General features: G+C 70.2%; 20 protein-coding genes and 1 pseudogene. 8 read left to right on the top strand and 13 right to left on the bottom strand.

Annotation, left to right across the window (positions count from 1 at the left end):
• Positions 1 to 14: 14 nt before the first annotated feature.
• The 8 genes and pseudogenes from argH to RG19_RS07885 form a co-directional block, all read right to left on the bottom strand.
• A complete protein-coding gene (gene argH / locus RG19_RS07850) occupies positions 15 to 1,310 on the bottom strand; it encodes an argininosuccinate lyase (RefSeq protein WP_058834795.1) in 1,296 nt (431 codons plus the stop codon).
• A 19-nt stretch (positions 1,311 to 1,329) separates the two neighbouring features.
• Positions 1,330 to 2,289: an N-acetyl-gamma-glutamyl-phosphate reductase gene (gene argC, locus RG19_RS07855; RefSeq protein ID WP_058834796.1), complete on the bottom strand. Its 960-nt coding sequence runs from the start codon at positions 2,287 to 2,289 to the stop codon at positions 1,330 to 1,332.
• Positions 2,286 to 2,438, bottom strand: a pseudogene (locus RG19_RS07860) (GNAT family N-acetyltransferase); the annotation flags it as partial. The gene argC and the pseudogene RG19_RS07860, both read right to left, overlap by 4 nt.
• Positions 2,439 to 2,514: 76 nt before the next feature.
• Positions 2,515 to 3,831 (bottom strand): acetylglutamate kinase, encoded by a 1,317-nt coding sequence (locus tag RG19_RS07865; protein ID WP_058834798.1) that lies wholly within the window; start codon positions 3,829 to 3,831, stop codon positions 2,515 to 2,517.
• A gap of 194 nt (positions 3,832 to 4,025) precedes the next feature.
• Entirely contained in the window at positions 4,026 to 5,153 is a 1,128-nt protein-coding gene (locus RG19_RS07870) for an acetylornithine deacetylase (RefSeq protein WP_058834799.1), read from the bottom strand.
• A 3-nt stretch (positions 5,154 to 5,156) separates the two neighbouring features.
• Positions 5,157 to 6,386 carry an argininosuccinate synthase gene (locus RG19_RS07875; protein ID WP_425599691.1) on the bottom strand — a complete coding sequence of 410 codons (1,230 nt, stop codon included), beginning with the start codon at positions 6,384 to 6,386 and terminating at the stop codon, positions 5,157 to 5,159.
• Between the two features lie 164 nt (positions 6,387 to 6,550).
• Positions 6,551 to 7,570, bottom strand: a complete 1,020-nt coding sequence (locus RG19_RS07880) for an N-acetylornithine carbamoyltransferase (RefSeq protein ID WP_058834801.1) — start codon at positions 7,568 to 7,570, stop codon at positions 6,551 to 6,553.
• A 303-nt stretch (positions 7,571 to 7,873) separates the two neighbouring features.
• Complete coding sequence (locus RG19_RS07885) at positions 7,874 to 8,392, bottom strand: hypothetical protein (protein ID WP_157515202.1); 519 nt, start codon at positions 8,390 to 8,392, stop codon at positions 7,874 to 7,876.
• 122 nt (positions 8,393 to 8,514) lie between these two features.
• Between RG19_RS07885 and cysS the strand changes: the two genes are divergently transcribed.
• From cysS to RG19_RS07905, 4 genes are all read left to right on the top strand, one after another.
• A complete protein-coding gene (gene cysS / locus RG19_RS07890) occupies positions 8,515 to 9,930 on the top strand; it encodes a cysteine--tRNA ligase (RefSeq protein ID WP_058834802.1) in 1,416 nt (471 codons plus the stop codon).
• A gap of 43 nt (positions 9,931 to 9,973) precedes the next feature.
• The gene (locus RG19_RS07895; protein ID WP_058834803.1) at positions 9,974 to 10,414 is read left to right on the top strand and encodes a SufE family protein; all 441 of its coding nucleotides are present in this window, start codon (positions 9,974 to 9,976) and stop codon (positions 10,412 to 10,414) included.
• A 59-nt stretch (positions 10,415 to 10,473) separates the two neighbouring features.
• Complete coding sequence (locus tag RG19_RS07900; RefSeq protein WP_058836488.1) at positions 10,474 to 11,706, top strand: MFS transporter; 1,233 nt, start codon at positions 10,474 to 10,476, stop codon at positions 11,704 to 11,706.
• 181 nt (positions 11,707 to 11,887) lie between these two features.
• Complete coding sequence (locus tag RG19_RS07905) at positions 11,888 to 12,889, top strand: glycosyltransferase family 32 protein (RefSeq protein ID WP_058834804.1); 1,002 nt, start codon at positions 11,888 to 11,890, stop codon at positions 12,887 to 12,889.
• Positions 12,890 to 12,946: 57 nt separating this feature from the next.
• Here the strand turns inward: RG19_RS07905 and dksA are convergent, their stop codons facing one another.
• Positions 12,947 to 13,915, bottom strand: a complete 969-nt coding sequence (gene dksA, locus RG19_RS07910) for an RNA polymerase-binding protein DksA (protein WP_058834805.1) — start codon at positions 13,913 to 13,915, stop codon at positions 12,947 to 12,949.
• Positions 13,916 to 14,018: 103 nt separating this feature from the next.
• On the opposite strand from dksA, the gene yidD reads away from it, so the two are divergent.
• The 4 genes from yidD (at position 14,019) to RG19_RS07935 (ending at position 20,238) form a co-directional block, all read left to right on the top strand.
• Entirely contained in the window at positions 14,019 to 14,255 is a 237-nt protein-coding gene (gene yidD, locus RG19_RS07915) for a membrane protein insertion efficiency factor YidD (protein WP_058834806.1), read from the top strand.
• Positions 14,252 to 15,601 carry a dihydroorotase gene (locus RG19_RS07920; RefSeq protein WP_058834807.1) on the top strand — a complete coding sequence of 450 codons (1,350 nt, stop codon included), beginning with the start codon at positions 14,252 to 14,254 and terminating at the stop codon, positions 15,599 to 15,601. Before yidD ends, RG19_RS07920 begins: the two co-directional genes overlap by 4 nt.
• Before the next feature lie 122 nt (positions 15,602 to 15,723).
• The gene (locus tag RG19_RS07925) at positions 15,724 to 16,515 is read left to right on the top strand and encodes a M23 family metallopeptidase (RefSeq protein WP_238376685.1); all 792 of its coding nucleotides are present in this window, start codon (positions 15,724 to 15,726) and stop codon (positions 16,513 to 16,515) included.
• A gap of 552 nt (positions 16,516 to 17,067) precedes the next feature.
• Positions 17,068 to 20,238 carry an autotransporter domain-containing protein gene (locus RG19_RS07935; RefSeq protein ID WP_162267059.1) on the top strand — a complete coding sequence of 1,057 codons (3,171 nt, stop codon included), beginning with the start codon at positions 17,068 to 17,070 and terminating at the stop codon, positions 20,236 to 20,238.
• 684 nt (positions 20,239 to 20,922) lie between these two features.
• Here RG19_RS07935 and folE2 read toward each other — a convergent pair.
• The 4 genes from folE2 to ubiG form a co-directional block, all read right to left on the bottom strand.
• A complete protein-coding gene (gene folE2 / locus RG19_RS07945) occupies positions 20,923 to 21,834 on the bottom strand; it encodes a GTP cyclohydrolase FolE2 (protein ID WP_425599692.1) in 912 nt (303 codons plus the stop codon).
• Between the two features lie 145 nt (positions 21,835 to 21,979).
• Positions 21,980 to 22,669, bottom strand: a complete 690-nt coding sequence (locus RG19_RS07950; protein ID WP_058834812.1) for a hypothetical protein — start codon at positions 22,667 to 22,669, stop codon at positions 21,980 to 21,982.
• 170 nt (positions 22,670 to 22,839) lie between these two features.
• Positions 22,840 to 23,523, bottom strand: a complete 684-nt coding sequence (gene gph, locus RG19_RS07955) for a phosphoglycolate phosphatase (protein ID WP_058834813.1) — start codon at positions 23,521 to 23,523, stop codon at positions 22,840 to 22,842.
• Entirely contained in the window at positions 23,520 to 24,245 is a 726-nt protein-coding gene (ubiG, locus tag RG19_RS07960) for a bifunctional 2-polyprenyl-6-hydroxyphenol methylase/3-demethylubiquinol 3-O-methyltransferase UbiG (protein ID WP_058834814.1), read from the bottom strand. Before ubiG ends, gph begins: the two co-directional genes overlap by 4 nt.
• Positions 24,246 to 24,253 lie beyond the last annotated feature (8 nt).

Below are 24,253 nucleotides of genomic sequence, written 5' to 3' on the forward strand. Positions count from 1 at the left end.
CGGGGATCACCAGATCAGCCCAGCGCCTGCCAGCGCGTGCGCAGCGCGTCCAGGCGCAGGTCGGCGGCGGCGCCCGGGGAGACGCGGGCGGCGAGACTGCCGTCCGGCGTGCGACCCTGGCCGGCGGTATCCGCGGACGCCGCCGCGGCCTGGTAGGCCTCGCGGAACGGCACCCCGGCCGCAGCCGCTTCCACCGCCACATCGGTGGCGTACATGCCCGAATCGACCGCGGCACGCAGCCGCTCCTCGCGCCATTCCAGATTCGCCAGCAGGTCCGGCAGCAGTTCCAGCGCCGCCAGGCCGCGACCGAAACCGTGGAAGATCGCGCCCTTCGACGCCTGCAGATCGCGGTGGTAGCCCGACGGCAGCGACAGCAACTGCTCGATCTCGGTACGCGCCGCGGCGACGCTGGCATGCGTGGCGCGCATCAGCTCGATGACATCCGGATTGCGCTTGTTGGGCATGATCGAGCTGCCGGTGGTGTACTGCGCCGGCAGCGCGACGAAGCCGAACTCCGCGCTGGTGAACAGCGACAGGTCCCAGGCGATGCGGCGCAGGTCCAGCGTCGCCCCACCCAGCGCTTCCAGCGCGGCCAGCTCGAACTTGCCGCGCGACAGCTGCGCGTACACCGGCGACACCTGCATGCGCGCGAACCCGAGCGCGTGCGTGGTGTGCTCACGGTCGAGCGGCAGATTGACGCCGTAGCCGGCGGCGGTGCCCAGCGGGTTGGTGTCGACCAGCGCCCGGGTGTCGCACGCGCGCACGGCGTTGTCGATGAAGGCCTCGGCCCAGCCGGCCCACCACATGCCGGCCGACGACACCACCGCACGCTGGATGTGGGTGTAGCCCGGCACCGGCAGCGACTGCTCGGCCTGCGCGCGGTCCAGCGCGATGCCGGCCACATCACGACTGAGCCCGGCCACACGCGCCAATTGCTCCTTCAACCACAGGCGCGTGGCCACCAGCACCTGGTCGTTGCGGCTGCGCCCGGTGTGGATCTTCTTGCCGGCATCGCCGAGGCGCTCGACCAACCGCGCCTCGATCGCGGAATGTCCGTCCTCGTAACGGGCATCGAGCACGAAACTCCCGTCTCCGAAGTCGCGGGCGAGCTGATCGAGCTCCGCGTCCAGCCCCGACAGCTCCTCGGCCGACAGGATGCCGATGCGCTGCAAGCCCTGCGCGTGCGCGCGGCTGGCGGCGATGTCGTGGAGGAAGAACTCGCGGTCGAGGACCACGTCGTCGCCGGCCAGGAAGGTCTGGATGCGCGCATCGACGGCGATGCCGGGCTTCTGCCACAGGAGGTCGGACATGGGAATTCCTTGGATGATGTCAGGCCGACAGCGGAATGCCGGTGATGTCCGGCAGGCCGAAGGCGAGGTTGAGGTTCTGCATCGCCTGCGTGGCGGCGCCCTTGAGCAGATTGTCGAGCGTGGCCACGACGACGACGCGGCGGCCGTCCGGCGACACCGTGAAGCCGCCGATCTCCACCCCGTGGCGGCCGGCGATGCGGCTCACCCAGGGCGCGTCGTCGAGCACGGCGATCAACGGCTCGTCGGCGTAGCGCACCCGGTAGTGCGCGGCCAGTGCCGCGGCATCGGTCGCCGTGGCCAGGTGCGCGTTCGCGGTCAGGGTGATGCCGCGGAAGTGCGGCGCCACGTGCGGCATGAACTCGACAGAGGTGCCGAGCTGGCGGGCGACCTCACGCTCGTGGATGTGATTGGACAGCGCATACGGCATCAAGTTGTCGCGCAACAGCGCCGGATCGTTGCGGTCGGACGGCGTGGTGCCGGCACCGGAGTAACCGGACACGCCGAAGGCCTGCACCGGGCCGTCGAGCCGCTCCAGCAACGGGGCGATGGCGAGCTGCATCGCGGTGGCGTAGCAACCCGGATTGCTGATCCGGCGCTGGCCGGCGTAGCGTTCGCGGGTCAGCTCCGGCAGGCCGTAGTACCAGCTGTAGTCGAAACGGTAGTCGGCGGACAGGTCCACCACCACGGTCTCCGGCGCGAGCCGGTCGATCGTGGACACGAACGGCGCCCCCTTGCCGTTGGGCAACGCCAGCACGACGGCGTCCACACCCTGCCCCGCGGCGGCATCGGGGGCGAAGTTGCCGTAGTGCAGGTCGCCGTCGAAACCTTCGATCTGACCGGCCACCGCCTGGCCGGCGAATTCGCGCGAGGACACGAAACCCAGGCGCATGCGTGGATGCGCCTGGACCAGGCGGATCAGCTCGGCGCCGGTGTGGCCGCGGGCACCGACGATGCCTACGGTGAAAATGCGGTCGTTCATGGGTGGGCGTCCAGTCGGGCCTGCAGGCGAGGTTTCGCTTCGGGCCATTTGTTGTCGAGGATGGAGAACACGACCGTGTCGCGCGGCGAACCGTCGGCGTGTCGGGCCGGATTGCGCAGGATGCCGCCCAGGCGGACGATCGCGGCGCGGGGGGCGGCGTCGGCGTGGCCGCCGGTCAGGACCGGCGCCTCGCGCCAGGGGGGCGGCAGCTCGGTCGTCATCGGCTCAACCGCGCAGCGTCGGCTGGCGCTGCGCGCAGTGATCGACGAAGAACCGGATGTCGTCGAAGTCGCCGGTGCCGTACCAGAACACCTTCCACTTCTCCTGTTTGTAGCAGCCGTCGGACTCGGCGTAGTAGAAGATGTTGACCTGGTTCTCGTGGCGCGAGCGCCAGAACAGTTGCGGCGTCTCCTCGCGCATCACCTGCCACACCGCACGTCCCAGGCCTTCGCCCTGCGCGTCCTCGAGGACCGCGAACTTGTCCAGGTACACCCGCCCGTCGACGCCGGTGAGGATCACCGCGGTGCGGTAGTTCTCGCTCACATAGGCGCGCAGCAGCTGCGTACGTTCGAAATAGTCGTCGGCCAGGGTACGGCCGAAGCTTGACTCGATGAGCGTGCGCAGGCGCGGCAGGTCCAATGCGTTCCAGGACGTGGCGCGCAACACCCGCTCGCCGCGCCGGACCAGGGTGCCGGAGCCCTTGTGGGTGAACAGTTCCTTGGCCAGATCGTCCGGCCGCGTGATCGACACCGACGAAGTCAGCGGCAGGCCGTCGAGCAGATCCTTGATCTGCTGGATCTTCAGCCGCATGCCGCCGTTGATCCACGGCTGCGCCATCAGGTGGTCGTACTCGGTCGACAGGTTGATCGAATCGATGACCTTGCCGTCCGCATCCAGCAGCCCGCCGGTCCCGGTGAGGAAGATGATCTTGTACGGCTGCAGCACCCGTACCAGTTCGTTGGCGGAGAAATCGGCGTTGACGTTGAGGATCTGCCCGCCGGGGGTTTCGCCGAGGCTGGCGATGACCGGGATCGAGCCGGCCTGCAGGCTGGCCTCGATCGGCGCGAGATTGACCTTGCGGATCTCACCCACCAGTCCGTAGGTGCTCTGATCGAGGTAATCGGACTCGAACACGCCTCCGGTGATCGAGGTCGCGCGCGCACCGGACTGCTGAAGGGCTTCCACCAACGCCAGATTCGACGCCTGGAACACCCGCCGCACGATCGCCAGCGCCTCCGGCGTGGTCACCCGCAGGCCGTCGACGGTGTGCTTCTCGATCCCCGCCGCCGAGAGCTCGGCGTCCAGCTGCGGGCCGGCGCCGTGGACCACGATCGGCGTCAGGCCGACCTGCTGCAGGAACGACAGCGACGAGGTCAGTGCGTCGAGATCGTCGCGCAGCACCGCCCCGCCCACCTTGACCACGGCGAAGCGTTTGGCATCGAGCTGCGAGAAACGCTTGAGGTACTGGCTGATCTCGCGGGCGCTGGCCATCGACGACAGCAGGCGGACGATGGTCTGGCGGGTCTGGGTGTGTGCTTGCATGGTCTGCGGGATGGGATGGGAATGGGCCGCGGATGGGCGGGGATGGGCCGCGGATCGACACGGGTCGAGCGCGCTGGCGGGTGTCTCGTGCCTGACGGCCGGCGCGGCTCAGGCACCGCGCGATCGGGGTCGCGCCGTTGCCGACGCCGGTGTTCCCGCGCCGGTCCGGCTTCGTCGGTTCGCCTGTTCGGCGTTCATCCGCGTGGCTCCGGGGCCAGTTCGCCACGGCTCTCCAGCACCCGCTGGATCGACGCGGCATAGCCGGCGAGCTGGTCGAGCGCGACCCATTCGTCGGCGGTGTGCGCCTGGGCGATGTCGCCCGGGCCGTAGACCAGCGCAGTGAGTCCGGCCTGCGAGAACAACGACGCCTCGGTCCAGAAGTCCACCGCGTTGCCGATCGGGAACCCGAGCGCGTCGGCGAGGTCGCGCGCGTCCAGCCGCCGCTCCTCCGCCTCGGCCACGTGGCCGGCCGGCAGCGACGGGCCACGGAAGGTTTCCTCGTAGCGCTCCAGCGCGCCCGGTGCGGCGAACCCGCCGAACGTGGTGTGCAGGACGTCGATGTCCTGCGACGGCAGCGGCCGGAAGCCGAAGCGGACCTCGGCCTCCGGCGCGATCACGTTCGCCTTGATCCCGCCCTCGACCCGGCCGACATTGAAGCGCAGCCCGGTCAGACCGCCGAAGCGCTGGTGCGCCTGCGACTCGACGAAATCCAGCGCGCCCGCACCCCAGCGCATCGCGTGGTGCAACGCGCTGGCCTGCAGCGCGCCGGCACCGGACGCATGCCCGGCCGCGCCGCGGAACAACATCCGCACCGCGCTGATGCCGCGATGGGCCAGCACCGCCTCGCAGCGGGTCGGCTCGGCGATCACCGCCTCGGCGAAGCCATGGTCGCGGCCCAGGAAGGCCGCGATGCAGCGCGGGTCGTTGGCTTCCTCGTCGCTGGAGAACAGGAACGCGGCATCGCCCGGGGCGGCCTGGGCGGCGGCGATCAGACCGGCCGCGGCGCCCTTGATGTCGCAGGCCCCCAGGGCGATGGCACGGTCGTTCTCGAGACGCAGACGATGCGGATCGGCGCTCCAGTGCGGCGAATCCGGCACCGTGTCCAGATGCACGTTGAACACCCGCCGCGGCTGGCCGCGCACGGCGAACAACGACACCGCGCCGTCGCCGTGGTCGGTCACCTCGATCCGGAAATCCGGCAACTGGGCGCGGATGTAATCGAAGATGCCGCCGGTGCCGATCGCACGCGGCGGGTTGCGGGTGTCGAAGGACACCAGCGCTTCGAGGTGGCGCAGGGTGGTGGCGAGCAGTGCGTCGGTCATGGCTCAGCGATTGACCTCGGCATACAGCGTGGTGCTCATGCCGAACAGCTTGATGAAGCCCTCGGCCTCCTCCACGCCCCAGTCCGCCGACTGCGCGTAGGTCGCGTTGCGCGAATGCAGCAGGTACTCGGAGGCGATACCCACCGCGTCGACCCGGCCGCCGCGGGTTTCCAGGATCACCTCGCCGGTCACCTTGCCCTGCGACGAGGCCAGGAAGGCTTCCAGATCGGTCTTGAGCGGATCGTGGAAGAAGCCCTCGTACACCAGCTCCACCCACTTGCGCGCCACCTCCGGTTTGAAGCGGTTCTGCTGCTTGGACAGCACCGCCTCCTCCAGCGCACGGTGAGCGGCCAGCAGCGCGACCAGGCCCGGCGCTTCGTACACGATGCGGCCCTTCAGGCCGATCACGGTGTCGCCGGTGTACATGCCGCGACCCACGCCGTACGGCGCGAACAGGGTGTTCAGGCGCGCCAGGATCTGCTCGCCCGGCAGCGGCTTGCCGTCCAGTTCCACCGCTTCGCCGCCGACGAACCTGAGCTTCACGGTCAGCGGCTCGATCGGCCACGCGCTGCGCGGCGCGCACCAGCCGCGCGCACCGTCGCCCGGCGTCTCCCAGCGGTCGATCTCGCCGCCGGACATGGTCACGCCCAGCAGGTTCTCGTTGATGGTGTAGGCCTTCTGCTTGGCGCGCACGCCGAAGCCGCGCTCCTCCAGGTACTTCTGCTCGTAGGCGCGGGTCTGGGTGTGCTCCTTCTGGATCTCGCGGATCGGGGCGACGATACGGAAATCGCCCTGGGCCTTGATCGCCAGGTCGAAGCGGACCTGGTCGTTGCCCATGCCGGTGCAACCGTGGGCGATGGCATTCGTGCCCAGCTCGGCGGCGCGCGCGAGTGCGGCATCGACGATCAGATAGCGGTCGGACACCAACAACGGGTACTGACCCTGATACCCCTCGCCGGCCCACACGAACGGCTTGACGAAGCCGGCCCAGATCGCAGGACCGCCGTCGACGGTGACGTGGCTGGCCACGCCGAGCTCGGCGGCGCGCTTCTCGATGAAGGCGCGCTCGTCGGCGTCCACGCCGCCGGTGTCGGCGAACACGGTGTGCACGGTCCAGCCGCGCTCCTGCAGGTACGGGACGCAGAAGCTGGTGTCGAGACCTCCGGAGAACGCCAGGACGATGTCGCGGCTCTCGCCCGCGGACACCGCGCTCTGGTCTGAGGAACTGGACACGTCGGAACTGGAGGAAACCGGTTGCTGCGATGGCTGCGACATGAAGGTGTCTCTGAAGGGAAGAAAGAGGGTCTATCGGTTCGAGGAGGGGCGGTGACGCGCGCCGTCAGCGGCCGGGCATGTCCGCCGATGGCGACATCGGGACGCCCGACGGCCCGCCGGTATCAGCCGCGCGCACGCATCAGCGCCGCCATCACCGCCTTCTGCACGTGCAGGCGGTTCTCGGCCTCGTCGATGGCGATGCAGTTCGGCGAGTCCATGACCGCGTCGGTCGCCTTGACGTTGCGGCGCAGCGGCAGGCAGTGCGAGAACACGCCGTCGTTGGTCAGCGCCATCTTGGCTTCGTCGACGATGAAGTGCTTGTACTGGTCGCGGATCGGCTTCTCCGGCGCCCAGTCGCCGAAGTACGGCAGCGCGCCCCAGCTCTTGGCGTACACCACGTCGGCGCCGGCGTAGGCGCTGTCGATGTCGTGGCTGACCTGCAGCGAGCCGCCGCTCTCGGCCACATTCGCCTGCGCCCAGCCCATGTAGCGTTCGTCGAGGACGTACTCCGGCGTGGGGCACAGCAGGGTGACGTCCATCCCCAGACGGGTGGCGATGGTCAGCGCGGAGTTGGCCACCGCGGTGTTGAGCGGCTTGGGGTGGTAGGTCCAGGTCAGCACGTACTTCTTCCCGCGCAGATCGGAGGTGCCGAAGCGCTCCTGCAGCGCCAGTGCGTGCGCCAGTTCCTGGCAGGGATGGGTGATCGTTTCCATGTTGATCACCGGCACCGGCGAGTACCGCGCGAAGGCCTTGAGCACGATGTCCTCGCGATCGCGCTGCCAGTCGACGAACTTCGGAAATGCGCGCACGCCGATCAGGTCCACGTAACGCCCCAACACCCGCGCCACCTCGGCGATGTGCTCCTCGGTGTCGCCGTCCATCACCGTGCCCAGGTCGAATTCGATCGGCCAGGCGTCCTTGCCCGGCTGCAGCACCACCGCGTGCCCGCCGAGCTGGAACGCGCCCAGCTCGAAGCTGGTGCGGGTACGCATCGACGGGTTGAAGAACACCAGCGCGATCGATCGTCCCTTCAGCGCATCGCCGATCTTCTCCCGCTTGAAGCGCGCAGCGTCGGCCAGCAGCGCATCCAGGTCGGGGCGGCTCCAGTCCTGGGTATTGAGGAAGTGCTTGATCGACGACATCGGCGGTGTCCTGCGGGTGGCGGGTGGCGGCGCGTCGGTCGGCGACGGCCGTGCGCGGAAAGCGCGTACTGCAGAAACGAAAAAACCCAGCGCCAGGGCCGGGTTTCCAGTATGACTCTCGAATACGACGAGATCCGGTCTACCCAGCGGTTCGGCGGGGTTCCGGTCGACGCGCGCGCGAGGTCATGCCTGCCGCCATGCGGGCGGAAGTCAGGATCTCGGCGTCGGTCCAGGTCGGATTCATGGGGGCGGAATCCTCGCATGCGCGGCCGCGGGCGGCAAGCCCCGGCCGACGCGCGCGGCTCATTCCTCCCCCGCAGGCGTGACCATCGGGGTGACCGACACCCGGACGCGCAAGCGGTTGCCGGGATCGTAGGGAAGCCGCGAGCGGTACTTCACGCCCTTGTGGATGTAATCGACCTCGTAACCCACCGGCCTGCGGAACTCGCGTTCCACCGGCACCATCCGGCAACTGCCGCGATCCACGGGCTCCACGTTCCGGGCGTCCTGATCGGCCGGCGTGAGCACGTCGCGCACCGCGCCCACCACCCGCGACAACCCGCGGCGCTCGTCGCCGTCCACAGGCGTCGTGGCTTCGCAGCGTTCGACCATGCTGGTGGCGCGCAGCACCTGATAGATGGGCTCGGCACTCAGCACCCGGGCGTACTCGACCCGCACGTTCTCCTGCGCGGGTGCGGCCAGCTGTGCCGCACGCTGCGCGCGTCGGTCCTCGTGGATGGACTGCGCCGAAACCGGCATCACCACGGTCGCCGACGCGAGGACGGCGAGCAGGAGCGGGGCGTGCGTAGGGAGTCGCGGCATCGTGGCCCACGGTGGACGTAGCTGGGAAAGTTTAGGCCCTCGGTCGCGTTCCGGCATGAATCCTCGCTGTCGTGGCCGGTCGACGGCCGGTAGAATCGACGGGTTCTCCAGACCACCCTGCCATGTCCCTGCGCCTGCACAACAGCCTGACCCGCCGCGTCGAACCTTTCCAGCCCCAGGATCCCGGCTGCCCGACGATGTACGTGTGCGGCCCCACGGTCTACAACTACGTCCACATCGGCAACGCCCGCGGCCCGGTGGTGTTCGGGGTGCTGGCCGCCCTGCTCCGTCGCCGCTACGGGGGGCTGCGCTACGCGCGCAACATCACCGACGTCGACGACAAGATCAACGCCGCCGCCGCCGAGCAGGGCGTGCCGATCTCGACGATCACCGACCGGTTCGCCGCCGCCTACCGCGACGACATGGCCGCACTCGGTGTCGCCGCCCCCGACATCGAGCCCGCCGCCACCGCCCACATTCCCGAGATCGTGGCGATGATCGAGCGCCTGATCGGCAGCGGCCACGCCTACGCGGCCGAGGGCCACGTGCTGTTCGCGGTGGACAGTTTCGACGGCTACGGCAAGCTGTCGCGCCGCGACCCCGAGGACATGCGGGCCGGCGCGCGGATCGAGGTCGCCCCGTACAAGCGCGACGCCGGCGACTTCGTGCTGTGGAAACCCTCCGGCGACGATCTGCCGGGCTGGGACTCGCCCTGGGGCCGTGGCCGGCCGGGCTGGCACATCGAGTGCTCGGCGATGGCCGCCGCGCACCTGGGCCCGACCATCGACATCCATGCCGGCGGCGTCGACCTGCAGTTTCCGCATCACGAGAACGAGATCGCGCAGAGCGAGTGCGCGCACGGCGGCGCGGTGTTCGCGCGCGTCTGGCTGCACAACGGCATGCTGACGCTGTCGGGCACCAAGATGTCGAAATCGCTCGGCAACATCGCCAAGGTGCACGACCTGCTGCAGCACTACCCGGCCGAAGCCTTGCGTTATGCGCTGCTGTCGGCCCATTACCGGCAACCGCTGGACTGGTCCGACGGCCTGATCGATCAATCGATCCGGACACTGGACCGGCTTTACGGCACCCTGCGCGCGCTCGATCACGTGTCCGTGGACGCCTCGATCCCGGCCAGCATCGAGGCCGCGCTCGACGACGACCTCAACACGCCCCAGGCGCTGGCCGATCTCGCCCGTCTGGCCGCGCACGCACGGCAACTGCTGGCACCGCCCGGTGGTCCGGATGCCGAGGCGACGCCCGACGCCGTGCAGGCGCTGCGCGAGGCCAAGTCCCAGTTGCTCGGTGCCGGTCTGGCGCTCGGCCTGCTGCAGCAGGCGCCGGCGGACTGGTTCGGGCAGAACGCGCCCGAGGGCGAGGACGACACCCGCATCCAGGCGCTGGTCGACGAGCGCGCCGCGGCCAAGCAGGCGCGCGATTTCGCCCGCGCCGACGCCATCCGCGACCGGCTGGCCGCCGACGGCATTCTCCTCGAGGACACCCCCCAGGGCGTACGTTGGACCCGGAAACGTGCCTGACACGAAGACGCGCCCCGGCCTCGCCCCCACTGCAGAGCATGACGTGACCGATTCGCACTTCCCCCTCGAACCCACTGTCGCCGAGGCCCAGGCGGCGATCCGCGACGAGTTCGCCTTCTTCGGCGACTGGTCAGAGCGCTACCAGTACCTGATCGATCTCGGCCGCAAGCTGCCGACGTTCCCGGAGGACTGGAAGACCGAGGCCAACCGTCTGCACGGTTGCCAATCGATGGTCTGGATCGTGCCGTCGGGGAATACCGGGCGGCTCGACTTCGCCGCGGCCAGCGACTCGGCCATCGTCTCCGGGCTGATCTATCTGGCCCTGCGCGTGTACTCCGGCCGCAGCGCCCAGGACATCGTCGACACCGAGCCCGATTACATCGCCGCGATCGGCCTCGCCAAACATCTGTCACCCACCCGTAGCAACGGCCTCGCCGCGTTGGTGGCCGAAATCCGCGACAACGCCCGCCGCGCACTGGCGTGAGCGCGGCCGATCCGTCGTCCGGGCCCGGCACCGCATCATCGCCGGACCGCACCGCGCCGCTGCGCAATCCGGGATTCCGCGCCCTGCTGGGCTACCGGATCTGTTCGATCCTGTCGTACCAGGTCGTCGCGGTCACCGTCGGCTGGCACGTCTACGAGCTCACCCGCAATCCGTGGATGCTCGGTCTGATCGGCCTGGCCGAGGTCCTGCCCTACTTCTGCGTGGCGCCGTTCGCGGGATATCTGGTCGACCATCTGCCGCGGCGCCGGCTGGGCATGGCCGCAGGCCTGTGCCTGGCGCTGACGCCCCTGCTGCTGGCCGGCATCGCCTGGGGATTGGCTGGCGACCGGCTATGGCCGATCTACGCCGCGATCGTCTTCACCGGCATGGTGCGCGCCTTCCTCGGGCCCGTCTACAACGCACTGTTCGCCCGCGTGCTCCCGCGCGAGCAGTTCGTGCGCGGCGCGAGCCTGGGCAGCATCGTGTTCCAGTCCGGGCTGGTCCTGGGGCCGGCGCTGGGTGGCGTGCTGGTCGGCGCAGGCGGCAAGGCGCTGGCCTATCTGGTCGCAGCCGGCCTGGCTCTGGGCGTGGTGGTGGCGCTGGCCCGGCTGCGCGTGACCGAACCGCCGCGCGCCCTGCAGCGCGCGCCGATCTTCGCCAGCATCGCCGAGGGCGCCCGCTTCGTGTTCGGCCACCAGATCCTGCTCGGCGCGCTGGCGCTGGACATGTTCGCGGTGCTGTTCGGCGGCGCGATCTCGCTGGCGCCGGCGTTCATCCACGACATCCTGCACTACGGTCCGGAGGGGCTGGGCATCCTGCGTGGCGCACCGGCGCTGGGCGCGGTGGCGGTCGGCATCTGGCTGGCGCGGCACCCGATCCAGCGTAATGCGGGACGCTTCCTGCTGCTGGCGGTGGCCGGATTCGGCCTGTGCATCATCGGCTTCGGGCTGTCCAAGGCGTTCTGGCTGTCGGCCTTCTTCCTGTTGCTGTCGGGCGTGTGCGACGGCGTCTCGGTGGTCATGCGCTCGACCATCCTGCAGCTGGCCACCCCGGACGAGATGCGTGGCCGGGTCTCGTCGATCAATGGGCTGTTCGTGGGCTCGTCGAACGAACTGGGCGCCTTCTACGCCGGCAGCATGGCGCGCGTGCTCGGCCTGGTGCCGGCGGTGGTGCTCGGCGGCTGCGTGACGATGTCCATCGCGCTGGCGACGGCCTGGAAGGCGCCCCGCCTGCGACGACTCGACCTGCGCGACCTGCACGCCGCGCCGCTCGCGCGCGACGGCAGCCGCTGAGCGGACGGCACCCACGCGGCCCGGCATCCGGCAGGCAACCGATGCCGGAACCAGCGGCAGACAACAGGCAGCAGCGGACGACGTGCCCATCGGCCTCGATCCGCACTTGCGCGATCACGCAACAAGCGACATCGTTTTGTCCCATCCTGTCCACCAATCCGGCGACACGAGACACCTTGCCATGTCGTCATCCTGCGATCCGCCTGGCAGTGCCCGCGGCGAACTGTTCGCCGCCAATCTCGCCAGGCACTGGCTCCGGGCGCGCCCCCGGACGCTCGAACCCTGCCCGCCGCAGGTCTTCACCGGCTACGACATCCCGCCCGCGCCCCACACGCCCGCCCGCCCCGGGCCGGACGGGAGCGCGCCCACCATCCCACGGATCGTCTGGTCCTACTGGCACGATGCGGCGCCACCTCCGCTGATCGCCGCCTGCGTCGCGAACTGGCACCGTCACGCGCCGGGCTTCGAGATCCGGATGTTGAATGCGCGCAGCCTGCATGATTGGCTGCCTGCGGTGCCCGCATCGCTGGCACAGGCCGGGCCTGTGCTCACCGCCGACTGGGCGCGGCTGGAACTGCTGCGCCTGCACGGCGGCGTGTGGCTCGATGCCAGCACCGTGTTGACCGCATCGCCGGAATGGGCCATCGACGTCCAGGCCCGCGAGCATGCGGAGCTGGTCGGCTACTACCTCGAACGCTACACCACGCAACCGTTGTTCCCGGTGCTGGAAAACTGGTGCCTGGCCGCACCGCCCGGCAGTCGCTTCGTGGAGGATCTGCAGCAGGAATTCGCCGGGCATGTGCTGCCGGAGGGCAACGCCGCCTACATCGAGCGACTGCGCCGGGCCGGCCTGTACGACCGGGTCCGCCAGGCGATCGACATGCCCGACTACCTGAGCATGCACCTGGCCGCCCAGACCGTCATGCAGACGCGCGGCGGCTATCGGCTGGCACTCGCCCGCGCCGAGGACGGGCCGTATTTCTATCACCGGATCGGCGGCTGGAACCGCAATCGGCTGCGGGCGCGCCTGCTGATGTACCGAGCCGATGGCGGCCTGCCGCCGCTGATCAAACTGCGCAAGCCGGATCGACGGCGGCTCGACGTCTACGTCGCGCAGGGCCTCACCCTGCCGGGCAGCCTGATCGACCGTTATCTGCCTCTGCCGCCACCCGCCGGCGGTTGAAGGTGTCGCCGGAAAAAGCGAAGGCCCCTCGCGGGGCCTTCGTCGTACGGAATCGGGTCAGTCGCCCATCTGCTTCTGCAGGTGCTCCCAGCGCTCCTGCTCGTCGATGGTGCGCTCCGCGGTCAGACGCGCCTCCAGGCGCTCCAGGCCGATTTCCTCGCCCGAATCGACGCTGAAACCGTATTCACCCGAATCGACGCGCTTGAGCGTGCTGTCGATCTTGCCGATCAGCTTGCGATAGCGGTCGCGGGTGCGCAGTTCCAGCGAGTTCTCGGTCTCGCGGGTCGCACGCTCCGCCTCGTCGCCGACGTCGCGAACCTCTTCCTTCAGGTTTTCGATGGTCTGCTTGGACTCTTCCACCAGATCGGCGCGCCAGTTCAACAGGCGCTGGCGGAAGTACTCCAGCTGCAGTGGGCTCATGTACTCCTCGTCGGCGGACGGCTTGTAGCCGGCCGGCACGAGGGGGCGCCCGGTTTCGGAATCTGTTTTGTAGTCCACGACCTTGTACTTCGTCTTGGGCGCAGGCGCAGCCGGACGCGCGGCCACCGCAACCGCGACCTTGCCGGTCGGGCGCGGTGCCTTGGCCGGGGCGCGAACCGCCTGGGCCTGAGGCTTGGCCGCGGGCTTGCTCGCCTGCGCGGTGTCGGATGTGCCCTGGGCGCTCACCGCCGGCGCCACCTTCTTGGCGACGCTGGCAGCCTTCGCCACGGGCTTCTTGGCGGCCGGCTTCTTGGCCGGCGCGGGCTTGGCCGGAACGGCCTTCTTCACCGGCGCCTTGGCGACCTTGGCCGGGGCGGCTTTCTTGGCGACCGGGGCCTTCTTGACCGCCGCCTTGGTCGCCGGAGCGGCCTTCTTCGCCGGCACCGCCTTTTTCGCGGGCGCCTTCTTGGCGACAGCCTTCTTCACCACGGCCTTCTTGACCGGCGTCTTCTTGGGGGCAGCGGCCTTCTTGGCAGGAGCCTTCTTCGCCGCCGGCTTCTTCGCCGCCGTCTTGGCGGCCTTCTTCGCGGTTTTCTTCACTGCCACGTCGTTGCGTCCTTCGATTCCCTTGGATTGGGAAAGCGGGCTGTTATACCCTGCGCCGGCTGCAGCGGCAACCGCACCGGCACTTCACGCCGCGCACACCCAGGTGATCGAACGCGTCCTCATTTTCCTGCTCCGCCTCTACAAGCGCCTGCTCAGCCCGTTGCTCGGGCCACGCTGCCGCTTCGTGCCGAGCTGTTCGGAGTATGCGATGACCGCCATCGCGCGCTACGGCGCCCTCAAAGGCGGCTGGCTGGCGCTGCGCCGGCTCTCCCGCTGCCATCCCCTGCACCCCGGCGGCCACGACCCGGTGCCGATGCCCAACACGGATCCGAAACCATGACCGATACCCTGATCGTCAATGCCCGCCTCGTCAACGAAGGTCGCGTCGTCGAGGGCGACCTTCGCATTTCGCAAGGCCGCATCGCCGCCATCGGCCCCGGCCTGACGCCCGGCGCCAACGACCAGGTGGTCGATGCCGCCGGCCGCTGGCTGCTGCCGGGGATGATCGACGACCAGGTGCATTTTCGCGAGCCCGGTCTGGAGTACAAGGCCGACATGGCCAGCGAGTCCGCGGCGGCGGTCGCCGGCGGGCTGACCAGTTTCATGGACATGCCCAACACCAGCCCCCCCACCCTGGGCGCGGACGCGCTGGAAGACAAGTACCGCCGGGCCGCCGGTCGCGTGCGCGCCAACTTCGGGTTCTACCTGGGCGCCAGCAACGACAACCTGGAAGCGGTCCGCACGCTCGACCCGAAGACCGCACCCGGGATCAAGGTGTTCATGGGCGCCTCCACCGGCAACATGCTGGTCGACGACCCGGACACCCTCGACGCGATCTTCCGCGAGGCGCCCACGCCGATCATCACCCACTGCGAGGACACCCCGACCATCAACGCGCTGATGGCCGAGTACCGCGAGCGTTACGGCGACGACATCCCCGCCCGCCTGCACCCGGACATCCGCTCCCGCGAGGCCTGCATCAAGTCCACCCGGCTGGCGCTGGAGCTGGCGCGCCGCCACGACACCCGCCTGCACGTGCTGCACATCTCCACCGCCGACGAACTGGCGCTGTTCGAGCGCGGCCCCCTGGTGGACGACGCCGGCCGGGTGCGCAAGCGCATCACCGCCGAGACCTGCGTGCACTTCCTGCGCTTCGCGCGTCCCGATTACGACCGTCTCGGCCATCAGATCAAGTGCAACCCGGCGATCAAGGATCCGTCCGATCGCGCGGCGCTGCAGCAGGCGATCGCCGACGACGTGATCGACGTGATCGCCACCGACCACGCCCCGCATACCTGGGAAGAGAAGCAGGAGCCCTACGTGCGCGCGCCATCGGGCCTGCCGCTGGTGCAGTTCGCGCTCAATGCCGCATTGGAATGCGTGCACGAAGGGCATTTCGACATCGCCACGGTCGTGCGCAAGTTCGCCCATGCGCCCGCGCAGCTGTTCGACGTGCACGAGCGCGGGTTCCTGCGCGAGGGCTACTGGGCCGATCTGGTGATGGTCGAGGACGCGCCCTACACCGTGAAGCGCAGCCACGTCCTGTCGCGTTGCGGCTGGTCGCCGTTCGAGGGCACCACGTTCCGCAGCCGGATCGCGTCGACCTGGGTCAACGGACAGTTGGCCTGGGACGGCGAGGCCCTGACCGGCGAGCCGACCGGTCAGCGGCTGGAGTTCGCGCGTTGACCCGCGACCCGACCGGCACCGCGGTCGACGCGTCCGTCCGCACCCCCTCTGTCGAGGAAGCGCCGGCACGGCGGCGCCGGCTCGCCGCCTGGATGCTGGCGCTGCTGTCCGGCATCGGCGGGATGGCCGGCGTCGGCATCGCGTCGGCCCAGGACGCCGACGCGCACGTCGTGTTTCCCGACAGCGTGCAGCAGGGGGCGATGGTGATCGGCCGGGTGCCCCCCGGCAGCCGGGTCGAGTACGCGGGCCGGACCTTGCGCGTGACCGGCTACGGGAGCGTGGTGCTCGGCATCGGCCGCGACGCCACCGGTCCGGCCCAGGTCCGCATCGTGCGCCCCGACGGCGGCGAGCAGACCGCATCGATCGCGGTCACCGCGCGCGACTGGCCCCTGCAGCGCGTGGACGGCGTTCCGCCCTCCACCGTGGATCCGCCGCCGGCGACCGCCGAGCGCATCCGCCGCGAACAGGCGCTGGTCACTGCGGCGCGGGTGCGCGACGACGCGCGCGCCGATTTCGCCCAGCATTTCATCCGGCCGGTCGAAGGCCGCATCAGCGGCCGCTTCGGTCGCGCCCGGGTCTACAACGGCACACCAGGCTCGCCCCACTCCGGCATGGACATCGCCGCACCGCAAGGCACGCCGATCAAGGCGCCCGCCGCCGGCCTGGTCACCTTCGCCGGCCCGGACCTGTATCTGACCGGCGGTACCGTACTGCTCGATCACGGGCACGGGATCAGCTCGAACTTCCTGCACCTGTCGCGTCTGGACGTGCGCGAGGGCGACCGCGTCGAGCAGGGCCAGGTGATCGGCGCGGTCGGCGCGACCGGACGGGCGACGGGGCCGCATCTGCATTGGGGGATGAACTGGTTCGACGTCCGCATCGACCCCCAACTCGTACTGGAACGGGCACGCTGAGGCGACGACGCAGAAGCGCTTCACCGCATGTTTATGCCGGCCGCGCGCGGCGGCGCGGTGGCAGGCCGGGAACGACCGCGGCGGCCTGACGCGGTTCGACGTCCGCATCGACCCCCAACTCGTACTGGAACGGGCGCGCTGAGGCGACGACGAGAAACGCTTCACCGCATGTCGGGCCCTGCCCAGCCAGCGTCGGGCGCGAGACCCGGGATTGGAACGACGGCATGCACGCTTCCATCACCCTGCAGCCGTACACAGCGCCCCCGCGTTCCATCGGGGTCGCATGGATGATGGTCCGGACGTAACCAAGCGCGCTCACCGCGAAGGCCTCCTCGAGGGGCAGGCACGCAGGTGGGCACACCGCTCACATGGTGCGGACGCTGGCTCATTCATCGTCCAGACAGTGCTGTCGAAAGGGCGTCCATGCCGCCGTGTCCAGCTAGGGGCCGCCCCAGCCTTCACGACCGCGAAGCGCTGCCCGAGCATGTGAACCGCCTGGCGCCGCCGTTGGATCCATGGCGCCCCCTGCCCTCGAATGGAGACGAAATGCCCATGCGCCCCATGCCTCACCGTGCCTGTTCCGCTCACGCTGTCCGCCGCACGCTCCCCCGCCATGCACTGTCGCGCGCGCTGGTGTTCGCACTCGTGGCCGGTGTGGCGGCGACCGCCTCCGCCCAGAACGCGCACGATGGCGCAATCGGCGATCCGGACAGCTGGCGGACGGCGGAGTTCGAGGCGGACTGGGGGCTGGGGGCGATCGGCGCCCATCACGCCTATGCGCGGGGGCTCACCGGTGCCGGCGTCGAACTCGGCCTGTTCGATACCGGCGTGGCGATGGGCCATACGGAGTTCGCGGGACGAGGCCACCAGGTGATCCAGCTCGGCGATCCTGCCTGCGCCACGCCCGGACAGGTCCGCTTCGACGGTTGTTTCTTCTCCAGTGGCGACCAGCCGTCCATCGACATCAACGAGATCAACCCGTTCGGCCTGGCCTCGTATCTCTACGCCGAGTACCAGAACCACGGCACCCATGTGGCCGGCACCATGGTCGCCGCGCGCGACGGTCAAGGCATGCATGGCGTCGCCTATGGCAGCCGCCTGCACAGTGCCCGCTTCTTCGCGGATCTCGAGTACCACTGGTTCCAGGATGCGGACGGCATTTGGGAACGCCGCTTCGTCGACGGCGGCTGGACGCCCGGCGCGGCCGAGGTCGCCGATCTGTACGACCAGCTCGGCGCCGCGGGCGCGCGCGCGCTCAACGTCGAGATCTGGCTGCCGGTCTCCGAAGCCGGCAACAACCTCGATGCGCTGCGCCAGACCTACGAGTCCGACCGTGCCTACTACGACGCCTACGCCGACGGCGCCATCGCCAACGACGTCCTGACCGTGGTCGCACTCGGCAACGACAACGGGCGCATCGCCAACATCTACCCGGGCCTGCCCGAGTTCCGGCCCGACGCCGAGTCGCTCTGGCTGAGCGTCGCCAACGTGCAGGACAACGGCAATGGTGCGTACTCGATCAACAGCAGTTCCAGCATCTGCGCCTACACGCAGAACTGGTGCATCGCCGCGCCCGGCACTCTGATCACGTCATCGGTGGACGGCGGTGGTGTGAACTTCGGCGTCGAACGTCTGGGCAGCGGCACGCCGGACGACCCTTATCGCTACGAAGTCGGCGACCGTGTCATCGAGCCCGGTTACGCGGACTTCACCGGCACCTCGATGGCGGCGCCCCATGCCATCGGCGCACTGGCGCTGCTGTTCGAGCGCTTTCCCTACCTCAGCAGCACCCAGGTCCGCGACGTGATGCTGACCACCGCCACCGACCTCGGCGAGGAAGGCGTGGACGAGATCTATGGCTGGGGATTGATCAATCTCGAACGGGCCGTGGACGGGCCGGGCCAGTTGCTCGTGGACACCGATGTCGTGATGGATCGGCCCGGTGGCGGCACGCCGGTCTGGGAAGGGCCCGCCTGGGACGACTGGCGCAACGACATCGGCGGCCCTGGCCGCCTGACCAAGGCCGGCGTCGGCTGGCTGCGCCTGTCCGGCGACAACAGCTTCGCCGGCGCCACGGTGGATGCCGGGGTGCTGGAGCTGGATGGCGACAGCCGGCTGGACGGCGATGTGCGGGTCGCCGGTGGCGCCCTGCTGCTCAACGGATCGCTGACCGGCAGCGATCTGTCCGTGGCCGGAGGGGTCGCCGTCGTCAACGGGCGCGTGCTCGACGGCGACACGCGCGTCGACGCTGCCGGCACCCTCGGCGGCAGCGGCCGGCTGGGCGACACCTGGGTCGCCGGCACCATCGCCCCCGGCAACTCCATCGGCACCCTGACCGTGGACGGCGATTACACACAGCTTGCCGGCTCGACCTTCGAGGCCGAACTGCTGCCGCCGGACACGGCCGACCTGTTGCACGTGACCGGCGCCGCCACGATCGAAGGCGGTACCCTGCGTGCGATTCCCCTGCCCGGCACCTACCTGCTCGGCCAGAACTACCAGATCATCCGCGCCGATGGCGGGCTCGACGGCACGTTCGACCGCATCGACACCGAGGCGCTCTCGCCGTTCCTGTCGCTGTCGCTCGCGTACGCGGCCAATGGGTTGCGCGTGGATGTCGCCCGCGGGGCCGCGCTGGCCTCGGCCGCGGTCACACCCAACCAGTTCGCGGTCGCGGCCGCGGCCGATGCACTCGCCTTCGATCAGGGGCTGCCGGTCGCGTTGACGCAGCTGTCTCCGGACCAGGCGGCCGATGCCTTCGACCAGCTCTCCGGCGAAGCCCATGCGAGCACGAATACCGTGCTGCTCGACAGCGGCCGCCTGGTCCGCAACGCCGCGCTCGCTCGTGCGGCGTACGGCCAGGACGCGTTCACCGCCCAGCACGATCCGGCAGCGGCCACCGGCGCATGGGTGGATATCCATCGCAACGGTGGTCGGATCGATGCCGACGGCAACGCGGCGCGCGTGCAGTCCAACAGCAGCGCCATCCTGGTCGGCGTCGACCATGCCTTCGGCGGTTGGCGCGTCGGCGTGTTCGGCGGGACTGGACGTACCGATTCCGACATCCGCCAGCGCGGCAGCAAGAGCGAGACCGACAGCCGTCACGCCGGCCTCTATGCGAGCAACGCCTGGGGCGCATTTGGTCTGCGCGCCGGCTACAGCTACACCTGGCACGAGGTCGACACCGAGCGCCGCATCGGTTTCGCCGGATTCTCCGACACGGCCCGCGCACGCTACGACGCGGATGCCTGGCAGGCGTTCGTCGAAGCCGGCTGGCGCTTCGAGTCCGGCGCCTGGGGTATCGAGCCCTATCTGCAGTACGCCCATGTCGAGCTCGATGCCGATGGCTTCGCCGAAGACGGCGGCGCCGCAGCGCTCGCCGTGCGCTCGTCCGATGCGCGCGTGGACCTGACCACCGCCGGCGTGCGCTTCGATGTCGCGCTGCGCGGCTCGGGCCAAGAGCAGTCGTGGCTGAGCCTGCGCGGCAACCTGGGCTATCGCTACGCCGGCGGCGACCAGCGCCATTCGGCGTGGGCGAGCTGGGACGGCGGCGACGCGTTCGTGGTCCGCAGTCCGGCGATCACCGACGAGGCCGCCCTGGTCGAGCTGGGCTTCGCCGCGCGCACGTCGTCCAACAGCCTGTTCGAGGTCGGCTACTCCGGCGTGCTCTCGGGCGATGCCCGCGATCACGGCGCCAATGCCCGGTTCTCGCTGCAGTTCTGACGATGCGCGGTTCGTGATGCCCCGACGGGGCCCCGACGGGGCGCGGTATCCGCCGCGCTCCGTCGGGGGCGGCCTGTCCGAGGCGGCCTGGCCATGGCGTTCACGCCCGGCCATGCGAAGACGGCCAGACTCGGATCCGACCCCGTCCTTCTCTCCAGGATCTCCCACATGCCAGGCAGACCTCCCCGGCTCCACGCGCTGGGATTACTGGCGACGGGCCTGACCCCGCTCGCATGTACGCAGGTGCCGCGCGACGCCATGCAGGCCCCGCCGGAACGCCCGACCACGTCGGCGGCGGCGACAGCGGCGTCCAGCCCCACGGCAGCGTCTGCCCCCACGACGCCATCGTCCCTTCCGCCCCGGCGGGTGATGCCGGGCACTCCCGTCCCCGGCACGCAGGTCCGGGTTCCGCGGCATGGGCAGGCCGGCGAGCCCCTGCGGATCCACGCCCCACCCGGCACCCGTGTCAGCGTGCGGGGGCCCGGTGGTCAGGCACCAGGCGAGAGCGAGACCGTCCCCGCCTCCGGCATGCTGGACCTTGCGACCCCGGCACAGCGGGGGCGTCTGCATCTGCTCGTCGAGCGGCCGGGCGCCACCGCCCTGCCCTTCGTCGTGGAACTCGACTGAGCGGCGGTTGCCCGCTCCGGTCTCCCCGGCACGGGCCGATCGCCGAAGTCGGAGCCGTCAGCCGCTGACCCGCGCCACTGCGTCGTGCGCATGCAGGCTCTCGAAGTGCGCCACGCGTGCGTCGTAGCGTTGCACGCGCGTATCGGCCGCGAGCACAGCCGCCACGCGACGCGCCGCGTCTTCGCAGAACATCAGATTCTCGGCGTTGAGGCGAGCGAAGGCCTGCTCGTCCTCGCGCTTGACCGCCGTCTGCACCGGTGTGGCGAGTGCCGTTTCCAATGCGTCGACCAGCGCTTCCAGCGGCACGTCGTCGATGTCCGGCTGCAGCGACACGCGGACCTCGGCGCGGCTGCGCTGGGCGTGCGGCGTGGCGGCCAGGCCGCGCGGCGAGTCCAGCCACGCTTCTACGGACTGGGTGGACTCGGGTGCCTGCAGCGCGAAGTCCTGCGCGAACCGCTGCGCATTGAGCTGGCGCGACAAGGCCGCCGAGGCCGGACAGGTACTCGAATACTCGACCGAGAACGCCAGCGCGACATCGAAGCGGCCATCGGTCAGCGTCGCCTCGAGCGACACCGGGTAGCGTTTCCAGCCGGCGTTGTCGCTGGCCAGCGCCCGGCGGCGAAGCAGATGCTCGTAACGCAGCACCAACCGTGCGGCGCCCGACAGGCCGCGCTGCGATTCGACCAGGTCCTGCAGGATGCGCCGCAGCCCCGGGAGCGTCAGCGGCTCGGACTCGAAAGCGTCCTGCAGACGCAGGTACAGGCGGGACATGTGGATCCCGCGCGAATCGGGGTCGCGCAGATCGACCGCGACATCGGCCTCGGCCGGCACCTGCAGCCCTCGGCCTGAAGCGTCCGGCAGGCGCAGCGGCAAGGCGATCCGGTCCATGCCCACCCAGTCGAGCACACGGGCAGCGTCGGCGGCATCGCCGGCGACATCCGGCAGGATCTGGGAAGCGCGCTGGGTCACGGTCGTTCCGATTTCGCGAGGGGTCGCTAGTGTAACGGCCGCGGTCTGGACACTCCTGCAACGTTACGTTTCCGCCAATGCCCTCGTCGATCGCCGCGATCGACACCATCGAAAGCAGCCGCAGGCTGCGGGGCCGGAGGCGCGATCAACCGCGCGCCGCACGCCAGGCCAGCGGCAGCAGCCGCCAGGCCGGCAATGGCACCGGCTGTCGTCCCGCAGCGACCGCCTGCAGCCGATGGCGCAACAGGCCCGCCTGGATACGGCGCAACCGCGTGCCCGCACCGTGTGCCGGGCGCCACGTCCCCAGCACGCCCTCTGCATCCTCGCGCCCGCCCCGGCGCAGCGCCCGTTCGGCCAGCAGGACGCCCACGAGCAGATCGACCGCCTGTTGCGGCGCGGGGGCGGCGGCGTGACGGTCGTCGGGTGCGGCCGCGACCGCTTCGGCCTGTGCCAGCGCTGCCGCCAGCGGCGCGAGGCTGGCGGCCGCGACGGCGCGGTCCTGATCGCGCGTGGCCGGCAGGCCGTTGAGCGCCTGCGCGACCGCGCTCCAGTCCACCGGACGGTCCCGCAGATGCCGGGCCAGGGGATGCCGACGCGCGCCGCGTTGCCAGCCCTGCAGTTCATCCTGCCACCACGCCAGCTTGGCCAGGCCCGGTGCCGCCTCTTCACCGGCCCATGCGGCGTCGGCGAACTCCTGCAGCAAGGCCAGCCAGGCCTCGCCGAACGCCCGCTGCGCGGCGGGGACGAACGCGATCGCCACGCCCCATTCCGGCCAGCGGCTGCGGAACTTGTCGATGAAGGCCTCGGGGGCCTCGCGGTTGTCGGGTGTGTCCATGGTCGTGCGGGCAGAGTTCAAGTGATCGGGCGGCGAAGCATGTGGACACGGCACTAGTCTCGGGCGGTCGCGCCGCGGCCATCGGCTCCGGGCATCCGGCGCGAACGCGAGACCGTGGATCGAACGCCCGGTCGCAGCGTGGGCGATGCGGCCGCGTTACCGAGCCGCCGTCAGCGACGCGGCGTGACCGGCCAGCGTGCGGGATCCAGCAACGCGCCGGGTCGGTCGATGAGCGCATCGCCGCCCCAGTCCTGCGGCAGGTCGTCGCCGAGACGATAGCCCCACAGCGCGACCACCGACGGCATGCCGGCCGCGCGCGCGGCCTGGATGTCGCGCTCGTCGTCGCCGACGTAGACGCAATCCGCCGGCTCGACACCCAGCGTCTGCGCCGCATGCAGCAGCGGCAACGGATGCGGCTTGCGCTCGGCCAGCGAGTCGCCGCCCACCAGGACCTTGCAGCGGAACTGCCACTCCAGCGCGCGCAGCACCTCGCTGGCCAGATACTCGGGTTTGTTGGTGACCACGCCCCAGGTGACGCCGTCCGCCTCCAGCGCGTCCAGCAGCGTCGCCACATCCTCGAACAGGCCGCCATGACGCCCCAGCTCCTCGCGATAGATCTCGAGAAACTCCGGAATCATGTCCTGCATCGCCGCCTGGTCCGCGTCGGGGAACGCCGCGGCCGACATCGCGCGCGCGCCCTTGGACACGTGCGGGCGCAGCTCGGCCAGATCCATCGGCGAGCGTCCGCGCTGCACGCGCATGCGGTTCACCGTGGCCAGCATGTCAGGCGCGCTGTCGAGCAGGGTGCCGTCGAGGTCGAACAGCACGGTGCGCGGGAAACCGCCGGCGCTCACGACGAGGTCTCCGTGACAGGCTTGCGCGCGCAGGCCACGTAGTTGACGTCGGTGCGGCGACCCAGCCGCGCACGATTGCGCCAGGGCTCGTAGACCAGCCCGCTGACATCCTCCAGCGCCAGACCGCTGCCGCGCAGCCACGCGGCGAGTTCCGACGGGCGGATGAAATCCTCGTAGCGGTGAGTGCCGCGAGGCAACAGTCGCGCCACGTACTCGGCACCGACGATCGCCAGTGCGAACGCCGCCGGGGTACGGTTGAGCGTGGACACGAACAGCCGTCCGCCCGGCTTGAGCAGGCGCGCGCAGGCGTCGAGGATCGCGCCCGGATCGGGCACGTGCTCGAGCATTTCCATGCAGGTGACGGCGTCGTACCGCCCTGCCTCGTCCTCGGCCAGAGCCTCCACCGACTGCACCCTGTAATCCACCGCCACGCCACTCTCACGGCCGTGCAACGCCGCCACCCGGATCAGGTCCTCGGCGAGGTCGATCGCGGTCACCTGCGCGCCTGCACCGGCCAGCGCCTCGCTGAGCAGACCGCCGCCGCAGCCGACATCGAGCACGCGCGCGCCGTCGAGGGTGACGCGCTCGGCCACATAGCCCAGACGAACCGGGTTCAACGCGTGCAGCGGCTTCTGCGGACCGTCGGGATCCCACCAGCGATTGGCGAGCGCGGCGAACTTGTCGAGTTCGGACTGGCGGAAGTTGGCGGATGCGGCGCTCATTGGGGGGT

Origin of the sequence: Luteimonas abyssi (genome assembly GCF_001482195.1) — a bacterium.
GTDB lineage: Bacteria > Pseudomonadota > Gammaproteobacteria > Xanthomonadales > Xanthomonadaceae > Luteimonas > Luteimonas abyssi.